This is a genomic window from Methylibium sp., assembly GCF_013817345.1.
In the GTDB taxonomy this organism is placed as follows: Bacteria; Pseudomonadota; Gammaproteobacteria; order Burkholderiales; family Burkholderiaceae_C; genus Methylibium.
Window position 1 is genome coordinate 100,012 of the sequence record NZ_JACDCW010000002.1, and the last position, 16,136, is coordinate 116,147.

A 16,136-nucleotide genomic window follows, 5' to 3' on the forward strand; every position below is an offset into this window, starting at 1 on the left:
GGCCATGCGCATCCCGCAGGCCTGGAACCCGCGCACCTGGAGTTACCGGGCCAAGGTGCCGCTGCTGATCACCGCCATTTCGGTGCTCACCGCCCTGGCGATCTCGGTGGCCATCGCGCTGTCGGCGCGCCACTGGCTGCGCGAGGACCTGCACGACCACGCGGGCACCGTGGCTCAGTCGCTCGCCCGCGGCCTGGTCGTGCACATCGCGCGCGACGATGTCTGGGAAGCCTTCGAAGCCGTGCGCGCCGTCGCTGCCGTGGAGGGCGGGCCACAACGCTGCGACGTGGTTGTGCTGGACCGCGGCAACGCCGTGTTCGTGTCGTCCGATCCGCTTCGCTTCGGCGTCGGCTCGCCGCTGGCTGGACTCAGCGCGCCGTTGCAGCAGGCGGCCGCCTTGAAAACGAAGCGGGACGAGGCGGTGCTGGCGGAGACCCGCAGCGGGGCCGATGCCTATGCCGTCGTCAAGCTGCCGCTGCTGTCGGCCGACCAGGAACCCATCGGCACGCTGCTCATGAGCTACTCGCACGCCGTCTTCGCGCAGCGCTATCGCGACACGATCGCCACCCTGGCCGGCATCACGCTCGGGCTGGTCGTGCTGTTGATTCCGCTCGGCTGGTGGGTGGGCCACCGCCTGGCGAGCCCGGTCGCGCGGGTGACCGACGCGCTCTACCGGCTGGGTGAGGAGGCGGCGCACAAATCGACGGCTTACGCGGGTATCTCCGCCGCAGGCACGCCACCGCCGCCGGCGCCCGCAAGCGAACTCGCGCGGCTCGAACACTCGATGTCGCTGCTGCAGGAGCAATTGCGCGAGAAGGAGCAACTGCAGCAGCAGTTCGTGGCGGCCGACCGGCTCGCGGCGATCGGCCGCATGACCTCGGGCGTCGCGCACGAGATCAACAACCCGCTGGCCGGCATGCTCAATGCGCTGAGCAATCTGCGCAAGGACCCGAAGCTCTTGCCACGCACGGTCGCCTTGCTGGAGCGCGGGCTCGAGCAGATTCGACAGACGCTCTCGGCGCTGCTGATCGAAACGAAGACCAATGCGCGACCGCTCTCGCCGGCGGACATCGAGGACCTCCGCGTCCTCGTGCATCCGCAGGCTCAGCGCAAGCAACTCCGGCTCGACTGGAGCTACCCCGTCGAAGGCGACTTGGCCGTGCCGGCCGCACCGGTGCGCCAAGTCGTTCTCAACCTGCTGCTCAATGCAGTGCAGGCCAGCGAGGCGTGGATCGCCTTCACGGCCACCACCACCGATCACGAGCTCGTGTTGCGGGTGGCAAACGACGGACAGGAGTTCCCACCGCCCCGGCGCGCGCGCCCGTTCGAGCCCGTGGTCGGCGGTGAAGGCCATGGCCTCGGGCTGTGGGCGAGTCATCAGCTGGTGAGCTCCATGGGCGGACGCATCACGCTATCGGCCGACCCCGGCACAACGGTCTTCGAAGTCCGCATCCCGCTGCAGCCGCTGCCCGGCGCAAGCAACCGCTCCACCTTTTCGCCCGAACTCTCCGCATGAGCGCAACGAACAAGATCTGCCTGGTCGAAGACGACGAGTTGCTCGGCGAAACCCTGTGCGAACGTTTTCGCATCGAGGGGCTCCCGGCCGACTGGTTCAAGACGGGCCGCGAGGCTTTGCTCGCGCTGGAGAGGCGCCGCTACGCGCTGGCGATCTGCGACCTGCGCCTGCCCGACATGTCGGGCGCGGCGATCTTCGAAGCGCTCGATGCCGCGAAGCGCCCGCCCTTCGTCTTCATGACCGGATTCGGCAGCATCGACGAAGCCGTCGGCCTGCTCAAGGCCGGCGCGGTGGACTTCGTCACCAAGCCTTTCGATCTCGATCAGCTCATGGCGCGCGTGCACGGCTTTTGCGCCGCGGCGCCGGCCGGCCGTGACGAGCCGCTGCTCGGCATTTCACCCTCCATGCGCAAGATCGAGGCGCTCACGGATCGCCTGGCCGAGAGCGTCGAATCCGTCCTCATTTCGGGCGAATCCGGTGTGGGCAAGGAAGTGATCGCCGCGCTGCTGCACCGCAAGGGCGGCAAGCACCGCACGGGCGAATGGGTCGCGGTCAATTGCGCGGGGATTCCCGAGGCGCTGATCGAAGCCGAGCTGTTCGGCTATGTGCGTGGCGCCTTCACCGGCGCGGCGCGCGCGCACCGGGGTCTGATCGAGCAGGCCAACGGCGGCACCCTCTTCCTCGACGAGATCGGCGACATGCCGCTGGGCATGCAGTCGCGCTTGCTGCGCGTGCTGCAGGAACGCAAGGTCACGCGCATCGGGGCCGAGTCGGCGACGCCGGTCGATTTCCGGCTCGTGTGCGCGACGCACCGCGACCTGCCGGCCATGGTGCGCGCGGGCCTGTTCCGCGAGGACCTGTACTACCGCATCAACGTGATCACCGTGGCAGCGCCCCCGCTCAGGGAGCGCCGCGAGGACATCGTCTGGCTCGCCGACCGCATGCTGGCCGAGCTGGGAAGCAGCAACACGCGGCCGAGCTGCCGACTGACGCTCGAGGCGCAGCAGGCCCTGTTTACTCACGGCTGGCCGGGCAATGTTCGCGAGCTCAACCATGTGCTGCGCCGCGCGCTCGCGCTGGGGGCGGGGCCGGTGCTCCAAGCTGCGGACCTGTTTCCTGCGGCTCCCGGTTCGGCTGCGCAGTCGCCGGCGGGCCGTGTTGGCGGATCGCTCAACGAACACATGGAAACCGCCGAGCGGGCCTTCGTCATCGCTGTGCTCCGGGAACACAAGGGCTTGGTGACGGAGGCGGCGACGCGGCTCGGCATCAGCCGCAAGACGCTGTGGGAAAAGATGCGCCGCTACGGAATCGACCGCCAGGATCACAGGGCGGAGGTGTGAGCCCGAATGCCGCATCGAGCCGGCCGCGGCTCCCGTGCCGGCTTGACTCCAGGTGGTGAGCCATCGAGCCACGCAAATCCATGAAAACGCTCAGATGGCTCGTTGATTCACACGTCTCGACAGTTCGTCGGCGCTTTCCTTGCGTTCGCTGTACCGATCGACCAGGTACGGGCTGACGTCTCGCGTGAGCAGCGTGAACTTGAACAGTTCCTCCATCACGTCGACCACGCGCTCGTAGTAGGCCGAGGGCTTCATGCGCCCGGCCTCGTCGAACTCGAGGAAGGCCTTGGCGACCGACGACTGGTTGGGGATGGTGATCATGCGCATCCAGCGGCCGAGCACGCGCATCTGGTTGACGGCATTGAAGGACTGCGAGCCGCCCGAGACCTCCATCACCGCCAGCGTCTTGCCCTGGGTCGGGCGCACTGCACCGAGCGCCAGCGGGATCCAGTCGATCTGCGCTTTCAGGATGCCGGTCATGGCGCCGTGCCGCTCCGGCGAGCACCAGACCATGCCCTCGGCCCAGAGTGCGGCTTCGCGCAACTCCTGCACCTTGGGGTGGCTGTCAGGCGCGGCGTCGGGCAGCGGCAGGCCAGCGGGATCGAAGATGCGCGTCTCGCCGCCCATCGCCTGCAGCAGCCGGGCGGCCTCGAAGGTGAGCAGGCGGCTGTAGGAGCGCTCGCGCAGGGAGCCGTAGAGCAGCAGGAAGCGCGGCGCGTGGGTCGAGCTGGCGGCAGCGGCGAGCCGCTCGTTCGACGGCGCGTCGAAGCACTCCGCGGCGAGTTGAGGAAGCTCGGCGAGGTTCGGGCTCGCGGCGTCGGGCAAGGGCGATTCAGCGGTCGCGGCCAGACTGAGGGGCGGGTGAGAAGTGGGCACGTCGGGGATCTCGGGGACTCGGTCTTGAAGGAGGTCGGCGCCGAGCATAGGCCCGGCACTTCCGTGAGAAGTGAATATCGGCTCTTGCCGGTATCCAATGCTTCCAATATTATCGAATCATGGAAGAACACGATGTCGTCAAGTCCTTGGCCGCGCTCGCACAACCTTCGCGCCTGCGGGTGTTCCGCTCGCTGGTGGTCGCGGGCCCCGAAGGGCTCACGCCCGGGGCGATGTCCGAAGAACTGGACGTGGCGGCAACTACGCTGTCCTTTCACCTCAAGGAACTGACGCACGCCGGCCTGATTTCGCAGGAGCGCGACGGCCGTCACCTGATCTACCGCGCGGCCTTCGGGCGCATGAACGCCCTGCTCGGCTACCTCACGGCGCATTGCTGCGAAGGCCAGCCGTGCGAGGTCGAGGACGCGGGTTGCACGAACTGCTGAACCATCACAAGGAGTCGCCATGAACGAGAAGACGTATCAGGTGCTGTTCGTTTGCACCGGCAACTCGGCGCGTTCGATCCTGGCCGAGGGCCTGATGAACAACGCCGGCCGCGGCGGCTTCGTCGCGCACTCGGCCGGCAGCCGGCCCAGCGGCACGGTCAACCCCTTCGCCCTTTCGACCTTGCGCGATCTGCGCCTGCCCACCGAGGGTTACCGCAGCAAGAGCTGGGAAGAGTTCGCCGGCCCCGAAGCACCTGCGCTCGACTTCGTCTTCACCGTCTGCGACAACGCGGCGGGCGAGGTCTGCCCGGTGTGGCCGGGGCAGCCGGTGACGGCGCACTGGGGCGTGCGCGATCCGGCGGCCTTCGAGGGCAGCGACGCCGAGAAAGCGAAGGTCTTCATGGAAACCGCCGTCACGCTCAAGCGGCGCATCGAGCTGATGCTGGCGCTGCCGCTGGACAAGCTCGACACCATGGCGATCCGGCGCGAGGTGCGCGAGATCGGCACGCGCTGAATTTTCGCTGCCCCCAGATGCTCGATCTCCCCACACACCCATGACCACCAACGTCCTCATCCTTTGCACCCACAACTCGGCGCGCAGCGTGCTGGCCGAGGCGATGCTCAACCATCTGGCCGAGCGGCTGGACCGGGACGTGCGAGCCTTCAGTGCAGGCAGTGCGCCGAGCGGGCGCATCAATCCCTTGGCGATCGAGGCGCTGCAAACGGCGGGTATCGCGACCGGCGGGTACCGCAGCAAGAGCTGGGACGAATTCGCAGTGGCTGACGCACCGACCATGCGCATCGTGATCACCGTGTGCGACAGCGCGGCGCAGGAAACCTGCCCCTACTGGCCCGGCGGTCCGGTGCAGGCGCACTGGGGGTATCCGGACCCGTCCAATGCGCCGGGGGATGAGGTCGCGCGGCGCAATGCCTTCGAACTCACCCGCCAGGCGCTCGGCTACCGCATGCTGCAACTGCTGCGGCTGCCGCTGGAGCGCTTGGACGATGCGGCGCTGAAGCAGGCGCTGGTCGCCGTTTCGGCGAGCTGAGGCGCGCGATGCAGGAGCTCTCTCGCCGGCTTTTGGCCGAAGCGCTCGGCACTGCCTTGCTGCTCGTGGTCGTGATCGGCTCTGGCGTCATGGCCGAGCGGCTGGCCGGGGGCAACGTCGCCCTTGCGCTGCTGGCCAATGCGCTGGCAACCGTTGGCGGCCTTTACATCCTGATCGAGGCACTGGGCCCCGTGAGCGGTGCGCATTTCAACCCGGCGGTCAGCGCCGTGATGGCGTGGCGTGGCGAGTTGCCGCGTTCCGCCCTGGTGCCCTATACCTTGGCGCAGCTCGGTGGCGCGGTGCTGGGCGCCTGGCTGGCGCATGCGATGTTCGACATGCAGATCCTGCAGTTCTCGAGCAAGCTGCGCAGCGGCAACGGCCAGTGGATCGCCGAGGCGGTCGCCACCGCCGGGCTGCTGCTCGTGATCCTGCGGGCGCCGGCCGGCCGCGCGCCGGTCATGGTGGCAAGCTACATCGGCGCGGCCTACTGGTTCACCGCCTCGACCTCGTTCGCCAACCCGGCGGCGGTGTTCGGCCGCATGTTCAGCGACAGCTTCGCCGGCATCGCGCCGGTCAGCGCGCCGGGCTTCGTCGCAGCCGAATTCGTGGGCGCCGCCATCGGCCTGGCACTGCATCAGGCGCTGGAGCCGCGCCGGCCGCTGGCCGATCATCCGAACGTGATCGAGTCTTCGGGCAAGCCGACGGTTGCGCGCTGAAGCAACCTCCCCCACCCAAGGCGCAACCGCGGTTTACTTGGCCTGATTCGTCAGGGCGACGAGGTACTCGGCGATGTCGAGCGTGCCGTCCTTGTCGGGGTTGGCCGCTTCGAACACCTTCTGGCTCTTGATGCCGGCCGCCTTCGCTTCCTTGGGGTCGAGCGTGCCGTCGTTGTCCGGGTTGGCCTGCTTGAACTGGTGAGCAATTGCGGCCGCGAATTCCTTCTTGTCGAGCGTGCCGTCCTTGTCGGGATTCGCCGCCTCGAACGCCTTCTTGGTGATGCCGAACTTCGTGGCCTCCTTCATGTCGACGGTGCCGTCGTTGTCGGGATTGGCGACCTTGAAGGCGGCATCGATCTGGGCGGCGGTCAGCTTCATGTCGGCCATGTCGGCAGCGAAGGCGGCGGTGCTGGCGGCGCAGAGCACGAGGCAGGCAAAAGTGTTCTTCATGTGAATCTCCTGAAAGGGTAACGAGAGTGGGAATGCGGAGGCGTTTGTCACCGAAGCAAGCGCGAATGGCGAGTGCAGCGATGACGGCAGCGACCCGTTCTACCCGAACTGGGTGGAGCTTGCGACGAGCAGGGCAATCGGCAGTTCTGCAAGCAGTTCGCGCAGGCGGAGCGGACCCTGATCGCCGCGGAATGCCTTGCCCGTCAGCACATCGACCACGCGAGGCGCCCCGACAAGCTTCTGCGGCAGCACCAGGGCCGTGTCGGCCCAGGCCTCGGCGGGGATGCAGGGTGTGCTGCCGGTGGAGAGCAAACGCGCCGCGCGCAGGCTGGCCACCGCGACGATGCAGTCATCGCCGAGGCCGCGCGCGAAGGCAATGGCGTGCCCGGCCAGCGGCCCTTCGATGCCGAGGGGCTGGTAATCGCCGCCGGCAAAAAGCGCCGCCTTCTCGCTGCGGAGCTGCAAGGCGCGCCGGATCGAGGCCTGCTTGATGTGCCCGTCACGCCACCGGGAAATCAGCGCGGCGAGAGGCGCCTGCTGCGCAAGCGCTGCACTGCGCGCGGCGTAATCGACCGGCGCACGGTTGTCGGGATCGACCAGGCTGAAGTCCCACCACTCGCAGCCCTGGTAGAGATCGGGCACGCCAGGCACCGTCAGGCGCAGCAGACACTGCGCCAAGCCGCCCAGCGCACCGGTCGGCGCGATGCGCTCGACGAAACCAGCAAGGGTGGCGACGAATTCTTCGCTCGCCGGGGCCGGCTCTTCGAGGCCGAGGATCGCGAACAGGAAGCGCCGGCAGGCCGACTCGTAGGCCTCGTCGGGCGCCGTCCAGCCGGTGACCTGCTTGGCCTCGCGCAGCGCCTTGGTCTGCCAGGCGGCGATGCGCTCGGCGAAGGCGGCCAGCCCTTCGCGGTCACCGGCGTCCAGGCCGAGCGGCCAGGCGCCCACGAGCATCTGATAAAGCATCAGTTCCTGGCCGCCGTTCGGTGCCCGCGCGCCGCTCACCATGACCTGTCCGGCGGACGCATTGAGTTCGCGCCAGTGCCGCGTGATGACGACCCAGTCGTCGGGCAGTTCGCTCAGCACCGCGAGCCGCGCGCGAAGGTCCTCGCCGCGCTTGTGATCGTGCGTGGCCGTGGCGAGCATCGCGGCGGGCCACTGCTCGGCACGCTCCCGGCCCAGGCGGTGAAAGGCGTCGACGCCGAGCGCGAAGTGCGCCGGGTCGCTGCCCACCTCGTTGCGCGAGAGCAGCCGGCCGTAACGGTAGAAGGCAGTGTCCTCGACCGACTTGGCGGTGAGCGGCGCGCTGAGCTGTTCGAAGCGCGTGAGCGCCTTGCGGTGCAGCTCGGACGACGGCGCCTCGTTCAGCCAACGCGCGAGCTGTTCCAGCAAGGCATGGTCCGCGCTGCGCAGCGCGGCCCGCGCACCGGCGGCCGCGTGGGCCAGGTACTTCCGGTCGGCGGTGGATCGGCCGCCGGGTCCGGGGTAGCTGCGATACACGGAGAAGTGCACGAGCAGCTCGGTAAGCACGCGGCGGATCGAGGTCAGCGCCCAGTCGCGCGTGGAGAGCGAGGCGCGGGCCACCCGGTGAAAGGCGCGCGCGCAAGCCTCGCGTTCGGCGGCCAGGTTCTCGGCCAGGATCTGCCGCCGGGCTTGCAGGGCTTCCTCGGGAAAATCGAACGGGCGGCCGCTGAACTCGCGCCACAAAGCGGCCAGCGGCTCGGCGCCGGCGGGCTCATGGAGCAGCGCGCCCACCTGGTCCATGAAGTCGTAGCCGCTCGTGCCGTCGGTCTGCCAGGCTTTGGGCAGTGCTTCGCCGACGGCCAGGATCTTCTCGACGACGATGTACGGCCGCCCTTCGCGCAGCGCCTCGGGCCGGCCCGGATGCAGTGCGGTCAAGCGGCGGCGCAGCGCCAGGCAATAGCCTTCGGGATCGGCCAGACCGTCGATGTGGTCGATGCGCACGCCGTCGATCAGTCCTTCGGCGTAGAGATCGAAGACCAGCGAGTGGCTGGCCTCGAAGACCTCTTCGCGTTCCACGGCCAGCCCCGCGAGGTCGCTCACCTCGAAGAAGCGCCGCCAGTTGATCTGGTCGGCCGCACAGCGCCACCAGGCAAGGCGGTAATGCTGGCGTTCGAGCAGCGCGTGCAGGCGGCTGCGGCCCTCCTCGGTTTGCGTCGAATGGCGTGCGAGCACGGCGTCGATGTGAGCGCGGCCGGTGTCGGTCGCGGCGACTGCAGCCAGCGCGGCGCAAGCGGCTTGCCAGCGCGCAAGGTTGTCGCCGTCAGGCTCGGGCAAGACGCCTTCGAAGCGCTCGACGAGTGACCCCAGGGTTGGCTCCTCTCCCCGCTGGGGAGAGGCTGGGCGAGGGGCCATCGCAGAAGCAGGGTCGGGCCGGCCCTCACTCCAGCCCTCTCCCAAAGGGAAAGGGGGCAATGCACGGAGCACGTCCGCGTGCGAAGTCGGCGCAATCGGAAAGCGGTGATCGTGATACGCGCACCAGAAGCGCCCGCACTCCTCATCGAAGCGCAACTGCAGATCGCCCTGGGTCAGCGTCTCCCCATACGGCTCGCCGAGATAGGGCGCGAGCAGCTTGCCGTGCAAGGCCAGGTCGTCCGGCTCCCAGTCGATGTCGAACCACTGCGCGTAAGGGCTGGCCCGGCCCCACTCGAGCACGTCCTGCCACCAGGCGTTCTCGCGGCCGGCGACGCCCATGTGGTTGGGAACGATGTCGGCCACCAGGCCCATGCCCCGTTCGCGCAAGCGCGCCATCAGGCGGCGCAGCGCGGGGCGCCCGCCGATCTCGGGGTCGATGCGGGTCGGGTCGACCACGTCGTAGCCGTGCGTGGAGCCGACGCGCGAGGTAGTCAGCGGCGACGTGTACACATGGCTGATGCCGAGCCGGTGGAGGTAGTCGACCCAGTGCGCCGCATCGTCGAGCGTGAAGCCGGCGTGGAGTTGCAGCCGCGCGGTGGCGCGCGGTGCGGTGGCCATGAATTCGCTGTGCGCTGCAGGCGCCGGCCCTTCGCGCGCCTGCGTCACGGCGGCGAGCCTTTCCTCGACCTCCGGCGCGTCGAGCAGGCGATCCACCGGCACGCTCAGGCGCTGCAGCCAGTTGGGATGCACAGCAGTGGTGCCGGGCAGATTGGGCTGCTCGACCAGGCCGAGCGCGTCTTCCAGCGGCACGATGGCCAGCGGCGCCGAACTCATCGCGACGAAACCGAGCACCGCAGCGACGGGGGGCTCTCCGATCGGCGGCTGGGCGGCGCGAGCATCGACGCATCCCGCATCGCCCAGGGCTTGCCACAGCGCGGCGCGGTCGCGGTCGCGTTGCGCACGCTCATCGTCTTCGCTCGCGCCGTGCGGCAACAGCCCGAGTTGCGTTCGCCAGTCGATGTCGCGGCCCTGCCACCAGCCGGCGATGGGCGGCAGGTCGTGCGTGGTGCTGAGCGCCACGGCGTCTTCGCCCCAGCGCTCGGGCGGCACGAAGCGCTCGCCTTCGCGCTGGAACCACAGCACGCGCATGCCCAGGACCCCGCTTGCGGCCAGACGCGCCGGGAACTCGGCCGGCACGGTGCCGAGGTCTTCGCCGATGACGACGGCGCGCTCGCGCCAGGATTCGAGCGCGACCAGCCGCAGCAGATCCTCGATCGGCAGGCGCAGGTAGGCGCCCTCGGTGGCGGGCCGGCCGTGCGGCACCAGCCACAGACGCGCCAGGCCGAGCACGTGGTCGATGCGCACGCCGCCGGCATGGCGAAAGGCCGCGCGCAGCATTTCGATCCAGGCGCGGTAGCCGTGCCGCGCCATCGCACGCGGCGAGAACGCAGCCAGGCCCCAGGACTGGCCCTGGACGTTGATCACGTCGGGCGGCGCGCCGACCGACAGGCCGTTGAGCATCTCGCTCTGCCGGCTCCAGCTCTGACTGCCCTCGCCGTCGGCGCCGACGGCCAAGTCGGCGATCAGGCCGATCGGCATGCCGGCGGCGCGGGCGCGGGCTTGCGCGTCGGCGAGGCCGGTTGCGGCCAACCACTGCAGGAAGGCATGGAAGCGGACTTCGTCGGCATGCGCTTCGGCGTAGGACTGCACGGCCGGTGAGCGGGGGTCCTGGAATTCGACCGGCCAGGATCGCCAGCCGCTTCCGCTTCCGCTTCCGCTTCCGCCTCCGCCTCCGCCGTTCTCGTTGCTGTTGCTGTTGCTGTTGCTGTTGCTGTTGCTGTTGCTGTTGCTGTTGCTGTTGCTGTTGCTGTTGCTGTTGCTGTTGCTGTTGCCATCGCTGGCGTCCGCAGTTGCCGTTGCCGGCACGACGCCGAAGCGCGCGTGCAGCGCCTCGAAGCGGGCGTGGTCCTCGAGCGCTTCGCCGCCCTCGCGTCGAAACGCCGTGAAGGCGGCCTGAAGCGAGGTCGATTCTCGGAACGCAGCGCTGCCGAAAAGCCGGCGCAGTACGCGCAACCTGAGACGCGAGACCTCGGGCCACTCGACCCGGTCAGCGGTCTCCAAGCGCTCGAGCCGGGCTTGCACGGTCTCGTCTCGGCCGGCGTCCTCGGCTTCCAGGGCCTGCAGCGCGTTGCGCAAGGCGGCTGCGCCGAAGCACGCCGCTGGGTCCACGTGCAGCGCGTTGTAGAACAGCCGGCTCGACGGGCCGTAAGGGCTGTAGCGGCCGGGATCGGCGGAGAACATGGCGTGCAATGGGCTGATCGCCAACCCGGCCGCACCGTGACGCGCCGCCGCTTCGGCGAGTTCGGCTAGCGCGGTGAAGTCGCCCAGCCCGCCATCGCCTGGGCGGCACAGGGAGTAGAGCTGGGCGGCCAAGGCCCAGGGACGCCGGCTCGCGGTCGCTGCCGAGCCGGCAGTCGCCGCCGCGCGGGTGTTGCCGCCAGCGGGCTCGGCAGCCCCAGATGCATCCGCAGTCGCAGTCGCAGTCGCAGATGCAGATGCAGATGCAACATCGTCCTCCGCCGCCACGCCTCCCGGCTCTGCCGCATGGCGTCCGGCCATTGCATCGGCTACGCCGTAGCAGCGCGGCGGTGCGACGGCCACGGTCACGCTCAGCGGCCCGACTGTCAAACGGTGATAGCCGATTCGGTCGATGGCCGGCACACAGCCAATCGCGGAGGGTGCGCCATCGGTGCTGTGCACAGCGGCGTCGGTGGCCTGCGCCGCGGTGGCGATGTGGCCTTCCACCACGCCGCCGGCTTCCAGCTCGACGCGATAAGGCTGCCCGACCCATTGCGCCGCCCAGCGCCCCAGCGCGACGGGCTCGGCCACGCTCGCTACCAGCAAAGGCGGCGCCTCGGCGCTGTCGTGCTCGGCCCGTAGCAGCACGCAGCTCTGCGCCTGCTCCTCGGCGCTCGCATTCGGCAGATCGAGCGCATCGAGCACCGCGTGCAAAGTTTGCGGTGCGACCGTTCGGGGCGCGCCATGGGCATCGGTCCAATCGACCGCGATGCCGGCGGCGGCGGCCAGTTCGTGCAGGAGGGCGAGATCTCTCTCGGTGTCGCTCATGACGCCTCGGTCGCCGCTGCTGCTGCACCGCTCAGCCACACGGCGATGCTGCGCGCCGGCAGCCGCTGGCGAGCCGGTGGTTGGCCGGCGGCGGCGGTCTCGAACAGCAGTTCGCCGAGCGCCGATCGGGTGGCACTGTCGACGCCCTCGTTGCCCTTCGCAACGGTCGACCTCGCTTCGTCGCCCTCGCCGCCCGGCGCCACCAGATCGACCGGCTCGGCACCGAGATTGAGCCGGATCGTCAGCTCCGCACCGTCGCCCATGCGCCAGCGCGCCTGCACCGCCGCTTCGCCGATCGCCTGGGCACCAAGGCTGCGAGCGCCCGCCAGCCGCGGCACGATGTGTGCATGACGCAGCGCGAGCAGCGCGCGCACCCGCTCGCGCTGCGCCCGGGCTTCGTCGGCAGCGCCGCCTTCGGCCGGTTCGCGCGGACACGACTGCTCGAAGCTCGCCGGCGCGTTGGGGTCGGGGATGCGCTCGCGCTGCGCCGGATCGGCGAACGCGGCGAAGCGCTCGAACTCGCGTCGGCGGCCCTCGCGCACCGCCGCGGCCAGCTCGGGGTCGGGATGGCTGGTGAAATAGACAAACGGCTCGGCCGCCGCCCATTCGTCGCCCATGAACAGCAGCGGAATCTGCGGCGCAAGCAACAGCAGCGCGGTTGCCGCCTGCAGCGCCCCGGGGTCGGCGAGCTTCGTGAGCCGATCGCCGAAGGCACGGTTGCCGATCTGATCGTGGTTCTGCAGGAAGAGCACGAAGGCGCTCGGCCGCAACTGCGCACTGGGCTCGCCGCGCGCCTCGCCGCCGCGGTGCGCCGACGCGTCGCCCTGGTAGGCGAAGCCTTCCGCGAGCACGCGGGCCAGCCGCTCGGCCGGGACGTCGGCGTAGTCGGCGTAATAGCCTTCGTGCTCGCCGGTGAGCAGCACGTGCAGCACGTGGTGGCCGTCGTCGTTCCACTGCGCATCGAAATGGCTCTCGAGCAGATGGGAAGCGTTGTCGTCGTGCTCGAGCACCAGATGCACATGGCGGCCCGGCTCCACGGCGGCGCGCACGCGCTGCGACAGCGTCTTCAGCCAGCCCTGCTCGGCAATGGCATGCACGGCATCGAAGCGCAGCCCGTCGAAGCGGTACTCCATCAGCCAGTACAGCGCGTTGTGTATGAAGAACTCGCTCACCTCCGGCCGGCGGAAATCGATGGCCTGGCCCCAGGGCGTGTGCGCGTCGTCGGTGAAGAAGGGTTCGGCGTACAGGCCGAGGTAGTTGCCGTCCGGGCCGAAGTGGTTGTAGACGACATCGAGGAAGACCATCAGGCCCAGGCCGTGAGCGGCGTCGATCAGCGACTTGAGTTCCTCGGGCGTGCCATAGGCGGCATCGGGCGCGAAGGGCAGCACGCCGTCGTAGCCCCAGTTGCGCGCGCCGGGAAAGTCATTCAGCGGCATCAGCTCGATGGCGGTGATGCCCAGTGCAGCGAGCGCCGGCAGGCGGGCCTGCACGCCGGCGTAGCCGCCGAGCGCGCCGACGTGCAGTTCGTAGAGCACAGTCTCGAGCCAGGGCCGGCCGGACCAGTCGGTGTGCTGCCATTCATAGGCCTGCGGATCGACCACCAAGCTGGCGTCGTGAACGTCGCCGGCTTGCAGGCGCGAGGCCGGGTCGGGAACGGCGGTGAAGGTGGATGGGTCCGGTTCACCGACCGGGGAGCCGACCTTTTCGTCGCCGCCCTCGCCGTTGCTCTTGCCCCCCACGCAGTAGCGATAGCGCGTGCCCGCGCCGCATTCGACCTCGAGCTCGAACCAGCCGCCCTCGGTGCGGCGCATCGGCAAGGCGTGCTTCAGATCACCGGAGGGCACGTCGCCGGCCGGCTCGATCGCGAGCATCACCGCGGCGCTGCTCGGCGCCCACAGTCGAAAACGGGTGTGGCCTCCATCGTCGCTCAACTGAGCGCCGAAATCGAAGCGGTGGTGGTGTTGGGAGCTCATCGGCGTGTTCTCAGTCCAGTGGCGCCGGCCGGGTCTCGACAGGCTCGTCGTCGGGCATGGGTTCGGGCCGCTCTTCGGCCGGCGCATAGCCGGCGGTGGTGAGCAATACCACGCTGTGCGCTTCGATCTCGACGCTGTCGTCCTCGAGCGGCATCGGGGCCTTGCCGGGATGCGCGCTGTCGATCACGATCTGCCAGGCCGCGTCGCCTGGCGACACACGAAACACTTGTGGCTCGGCCGCGCCATTGATGAGCACGAGCGACAGGTTGATGTAGCCCTCGTCACTGGTGCGCGCGCGGCGCAGCGCGATCAGCCGACCCTCGGGGTGGTCCCACTCGCTTTGCTGCATGGGCTCGCCATGCTCGTTGAGCCAGCTCAGCTCGCGAATGCCCGCGCCGAGTTCACGCTGATCGTGGAGATAGTTGGCAGCGCGCAGGGTGGGATTGTGCTGACGCGCTTCGATGAGGCGGGCGGTGAAGTCGATCAGCGCCTGCCCTTTCTCGCTTCGCAGCAAATCCCAGTCGAGCCACGACAGCTCGTTGTCCTGGCAGTAGGCGTTGTTGTTGCCTTGTTGCGTGCGGCCGAACTCGTCGCCGCCGAGCAGCATGGGCGTGCCATTGGAGAACATCAGCGTCGCGAGCATGGCGCGCACCACCTTGCCGCGCACCGCTTCGATGCCCTCGTACTCGCTCGGCCCTTCGACGCCCCAGTTGAAGCTGTCGTCGTGGTCGGAGCCGTCGCGGTTGTCCTCGCCGTTGGCCTCATTTTGCTTTTCGTTGTAGCGCACCAGGTCGTGCAAGGGGAAGCCGTCGTGTGCGGTGATGAAGTTCAGGGACGCCCAGGGCCGGCGGCGGTCGTGGTTGAACATGTCGGCCGAGCCGTACAGGCGCGCGGCGAGCGCCCCGCGCAGGCCGGCGTTGCCGCGCCAGAAGCGGCGCACGTCGTCGCGGAAGCGACCGTTCCATTCGGCAAAGCCCGCCGGGTGGTTGCCGATCTGGTAGCCGCCGGGGCCGAGGTCCCAGGGCTCGGCGATGAGCTTCACGCGTGCGAGCGTCGGGTCCTGGCCGATCGCGTCGAAGAAGCCGCTGCCCGGATCGAAGCCGCCCACCTCGCGGCCCAGCGTGACGCCGAGGTCGAAGCGGAATCCGTCGACGTGAAACTCGTCGACCCAGTAGCGCAGCGAGTCCATCACCATCTGGATCACGCGTGGATGCGACATGTTGACGGTGTTGCCGCAGCCGGTGTCGTTGATGCAGTGGCGCGGGTTGTCGGCCTGCAGGCGGTAGTAGCTGGCGTTGTCTAGCCCGCGGAACGAGAGCGTGGGGCCGAGTTCGCTTTCCTCGGCGGTGTGGTTGTAGACCACGTCGAGGATCACCTCGATGCCCGCCGCATGCAGGCGGCGGATGGCGTTGCGCATCTCGTCGAGCTGGCCGCTGGCGAGGTAGCGTGGCTCCGGCGCAAAGTAAGACAGCGTGTTGTAGCCCCAGTAGTTGCGCAGCTTCTTCTCGACCAGCCGGCGATCCTGCACGAAAGCGTGCACGGGAAGCAACTCGAGGGCAGTGACGCCCAAGCGATGCAGGTGATCGATCACCGACGGATCGGCCAAGGCGGCGAAGCTGCCGCGCTGGTCGGTGCGGATCTTCTCGTTGCCCATGGTCATCCCGCGAACATGCGCTTCATAGATCACCGTTTCGGCAAAGGGCGTGTTCGGCCGGCGCTCGCTGCGCCAGTTGAACGCAGCATCGACGACCACCGCTTTGGGCATGGCCTGAGCGCTATCGCGCCGGTCGAAGCTCAGGTCGGCTCGCGGCGAATGGAGGCGGTAGCCGTACAGGGCGTCGGTCCATCGGATGGAGCCGAAGAGTTGACGCGCATAGGGATCGAGCAGCAGCTTGTGGTGATTGAAGCGGTGGCCGTGATGGGGCTCGTACGGGCCGTAGGCGCGGTAGCCGTACAGCAGGCCGGCACCGGCGTCGGGCAGGTAGCCGTGCCAGATGCCGTCGGTGCATTCGGGCAGCGGCAAACGCGCTACCTCCCTGCGGCCAGCGGCGTCGAACAGGCAGAGCTCGATGCTCGATGCGTTGGCTGAGAACACGGCGAAATTGACGCCGTTGCCGTCGGGGGTGGCGCCGAGGGGGTAGGCGGTGCCGGGGTCGAGCTTGGTGGGGAAGTTGGTTGACATATCAGGGACTGCTGAGTTACGCGTGTTTTTCTGTGCGTGCAAAGCCGCGGGCGGGCGGCAGGCTTCGCTTCGGTGCGGCGGGGGGGGGG

At 69.0% G+C, this 16,136-nt stretch carries 11 protein-coding genes; 6 read left to right on the forward strand and 5 right to left on the reverse strand.

Features of this window, described 5'->3' with window-relative positions; genetic code table 11:
* Nucleotides 1-4 precede the first annotated feature (4 nt).
* Both H0W40_RS00960 and H0W40_RS00965 read left to right on the forward strand, forming a co-directional pair.
* Nucleotides 5-1,516: a HAMP domain-containing sensor histidine kinase gene (locus tag H0W40_RS00960; protein ID WP_292442144.1), complete on the forward strand. Its 1,512-nt coding sequence runs from the start codon at nt 5-7 to the stop codon at nt 1,514-1,516.
* A complete protein-coding gene (locus H0W40_RS00965) occupies nt 1,513-2,856 on the forward strand; it encodes a sigma-54 dependent transcriptional regulator (RefSeq protein WP_292442146.1) in 1,344 nt (447 codons plus the stop codon). Before H0W40_RS00960 ends, H0W40_RS00965 begins: the two co-directional genes overlap by 4 nt.
* Nucleotides 2,857-2,946: 90 nt before the next feature.
* Here H0W40_RS00965 and arsH read toward each other — a convergent pair whose 3' ends face one another.
* A complete protein-coding gene (gene arsH / locus H0W40_RS00970; RefSeq protein WP_292442171.1) occupies nt 2,947-3,681 on the reverse strand; it encodes an arsenical resistance protein ArsH in 735 nt (244 codons plus the stop codon).
* A gap of 170 nt (nt 3,682-3,851) precedes the next feature.
* Here arsH and H0W40_RS00975 point away from each other — a divergent pair, with 170 nt between their 5' ends.
* The 4 genes from H0W40_RS00975 to H0W40_RS00990 are packed head-to-tail and all read left to right on the forward strand — an operon-like array spanning nt 3,852 to nt 5,940.
* On the forward strand, nt 3,852-4,175 hold the full coding sequence (locus H0W40_RS00975) for a helix-turn-helix domain-containing protein (protein WP_292442148.1): 324 nt from the start codon (nt 3,852-3,854) through the stop codon (nt 4,173-4,175).
* A 19-nt stretch (nt 4,176-4,194) separates the two neighbouring features.
* Nucleotides 4,195-4,689: an arsenate reductase ArsC gene (locus H0W40_RS00980; RefSeq protein ID WP_292442150.1), complete on the forward strand. Its 495-nt coding sequence runs from the start codon at nt 4,195-4,197 to the stop codon at nt 4,687-4,689.
* A gap of 40 nt (nt 4,690-4,729) precedes the next feature.
* A complete protein-coding gene (locus H0W40_RS00985) occupies nt 4,730-5,224 on the forward strand; it encodes an arsenate reductase ArsC (protein WP_292442151.1) in 495 nt (164 codons plus the stop codon).
* An 8-nt stretch (nt 5,225-5,232) separates the two neighbouring features.
* Nucleotides 5,233-5,940: an MIP/aquaporin family protein gene (locus tag H0W40_RS00990; protein WP_292442153.1), complete on the forward strand. Its 708-nt coding sequence runs from the start codon at nt 5,233-5,235 to the stop codon at nt 5,938-5,940.
* A 33-nt stretch (nt 5,941-5,973) separates the two neighbouring features.
* Here H0W40_RS00990 and H0W40_RS00995 read toward each other — a convergent pair whose 3' ends face one another.
* From H0W40_RS00995 to glgX, 4 genes are all read right to left on the reverse strand, one after another.
* The gene (locus tag H0W40_RS00995; RefSeq protein ID WP_292442155.1) at nt 5,974-6,390 is read right to left on the reverse strand and encodes an EF-hand domain-containing protein; all 417 of its coding nucleotides are present in this window, start codon (nt 6,388-6,390) and stop codon (nt 5,974-5,976) included.
* Nucleotides 6,391-6,489: 99 nt separating this feature from the next.
* Nucleotides 6,490-11,892, reverse strand: a complete 5,403-nt coding sequence (gene treY / locus H0W40_RS01000) for a malto-oligosyltrehalose synthase (RefSeq protein ID WP_292442157.1) — start codon at nt 11,890-11,892, stop codon at nt 6,490-6,492.
* A complete protein-coding gene (gene treZ, locus H0W40_RS01005) occupies nt 11,889-13,865 on the reverse strand; it encodes a malto-oligosyltrehalose trehalohydrolase (protein WP_292442159.1) in 1,977 nt (658 codons plus the stop codon). The genes treY and treZ overlap by 4 nt, the downstream gene beginning before the upstream one ends.
* 10 nt (nt 13,866-13,875) lie before the next feature.
* Nucleotides 13,876-16,047, reverse strand: a complete 2,172-nt coding sequence (gene glgX / locus H0W40_RS01010; protein ID WP_292442161.1) for a glycogen debranching protein GlgX — start codon at nt 16,045-16,047, stop codon at nt 13,876-13,878.
* Nucleotides 16,048-16,136 lie beyond the last annotated feature (89 nt).

Coding starts and splice junctions, on each gene's coding strand:
- H0W40_RS00960 (WP_292442144.1), top strand. CDS start 5: ATGCGCATCCCGCAGGCCTGGAACCCGCGCACCTGGAGTTACCGGGCC.
- H0W40_RS00965 (WP_292442146.1), top strand. CDS start 1,513: ATGAGCGCAACGAACAAGATCTGCCTGGTCGAAGACGACGAGTTGCTC.
- H0W40_RS00975 (WP_292442148.1), top strand. CDS start 3,852: ATGGAAGAACACGATGTCGTCAAGTCCTTGGCCGCGCTCGCACAACCT.
- H0W40_RS00980 (WP_292442150.1), top strand. CDS start 4,195: ATGAACGAGAAGACGTATCAGGTGCTGTTCGTTTGCACCGGCAACTCG.
- H0W40_RS00985 (WP_292442151.1), top strand. CDS start 4,730: ATGACCACCAACGTCCTCATCCTTTGCACCCACAACTCGGCGCGCAGC.
- H0W40_RS00990 (WP_292442153.1), top strand. CDS start 5,233: ATGCAGGAGCTCTCTCGCCGGCTTTTGGCCGAAGCGCTCGGCACTGCC.
- H0W40_RS00995 (WP_292442155.1), bottom strand. CDS start 6,390: ATGAAGAACACTTTTGCCTGCCTCGTGCTCTGCGCCGCCAGCACCGCC.
- treY (WP_292442157.1), bottom strand. CDS start 11,892: ATGAGCGACACCGAGAGAGATCTCGCCCTCCTGCACGAACTGGCCGCC.
- treZ (WP_292442159.1), bottom strand. CDS start 13,865: ATGAGCTCCCAACACCACCACCGCTTCGATTTCGGCGCTCAGTTGAGC.
- glgX (WP_292442161.1), bottom strand. CDS start 16,047: ATGTCAACCAACTTCCCCACCAAGCTCGACCCCGGCACCGCCTACCCC.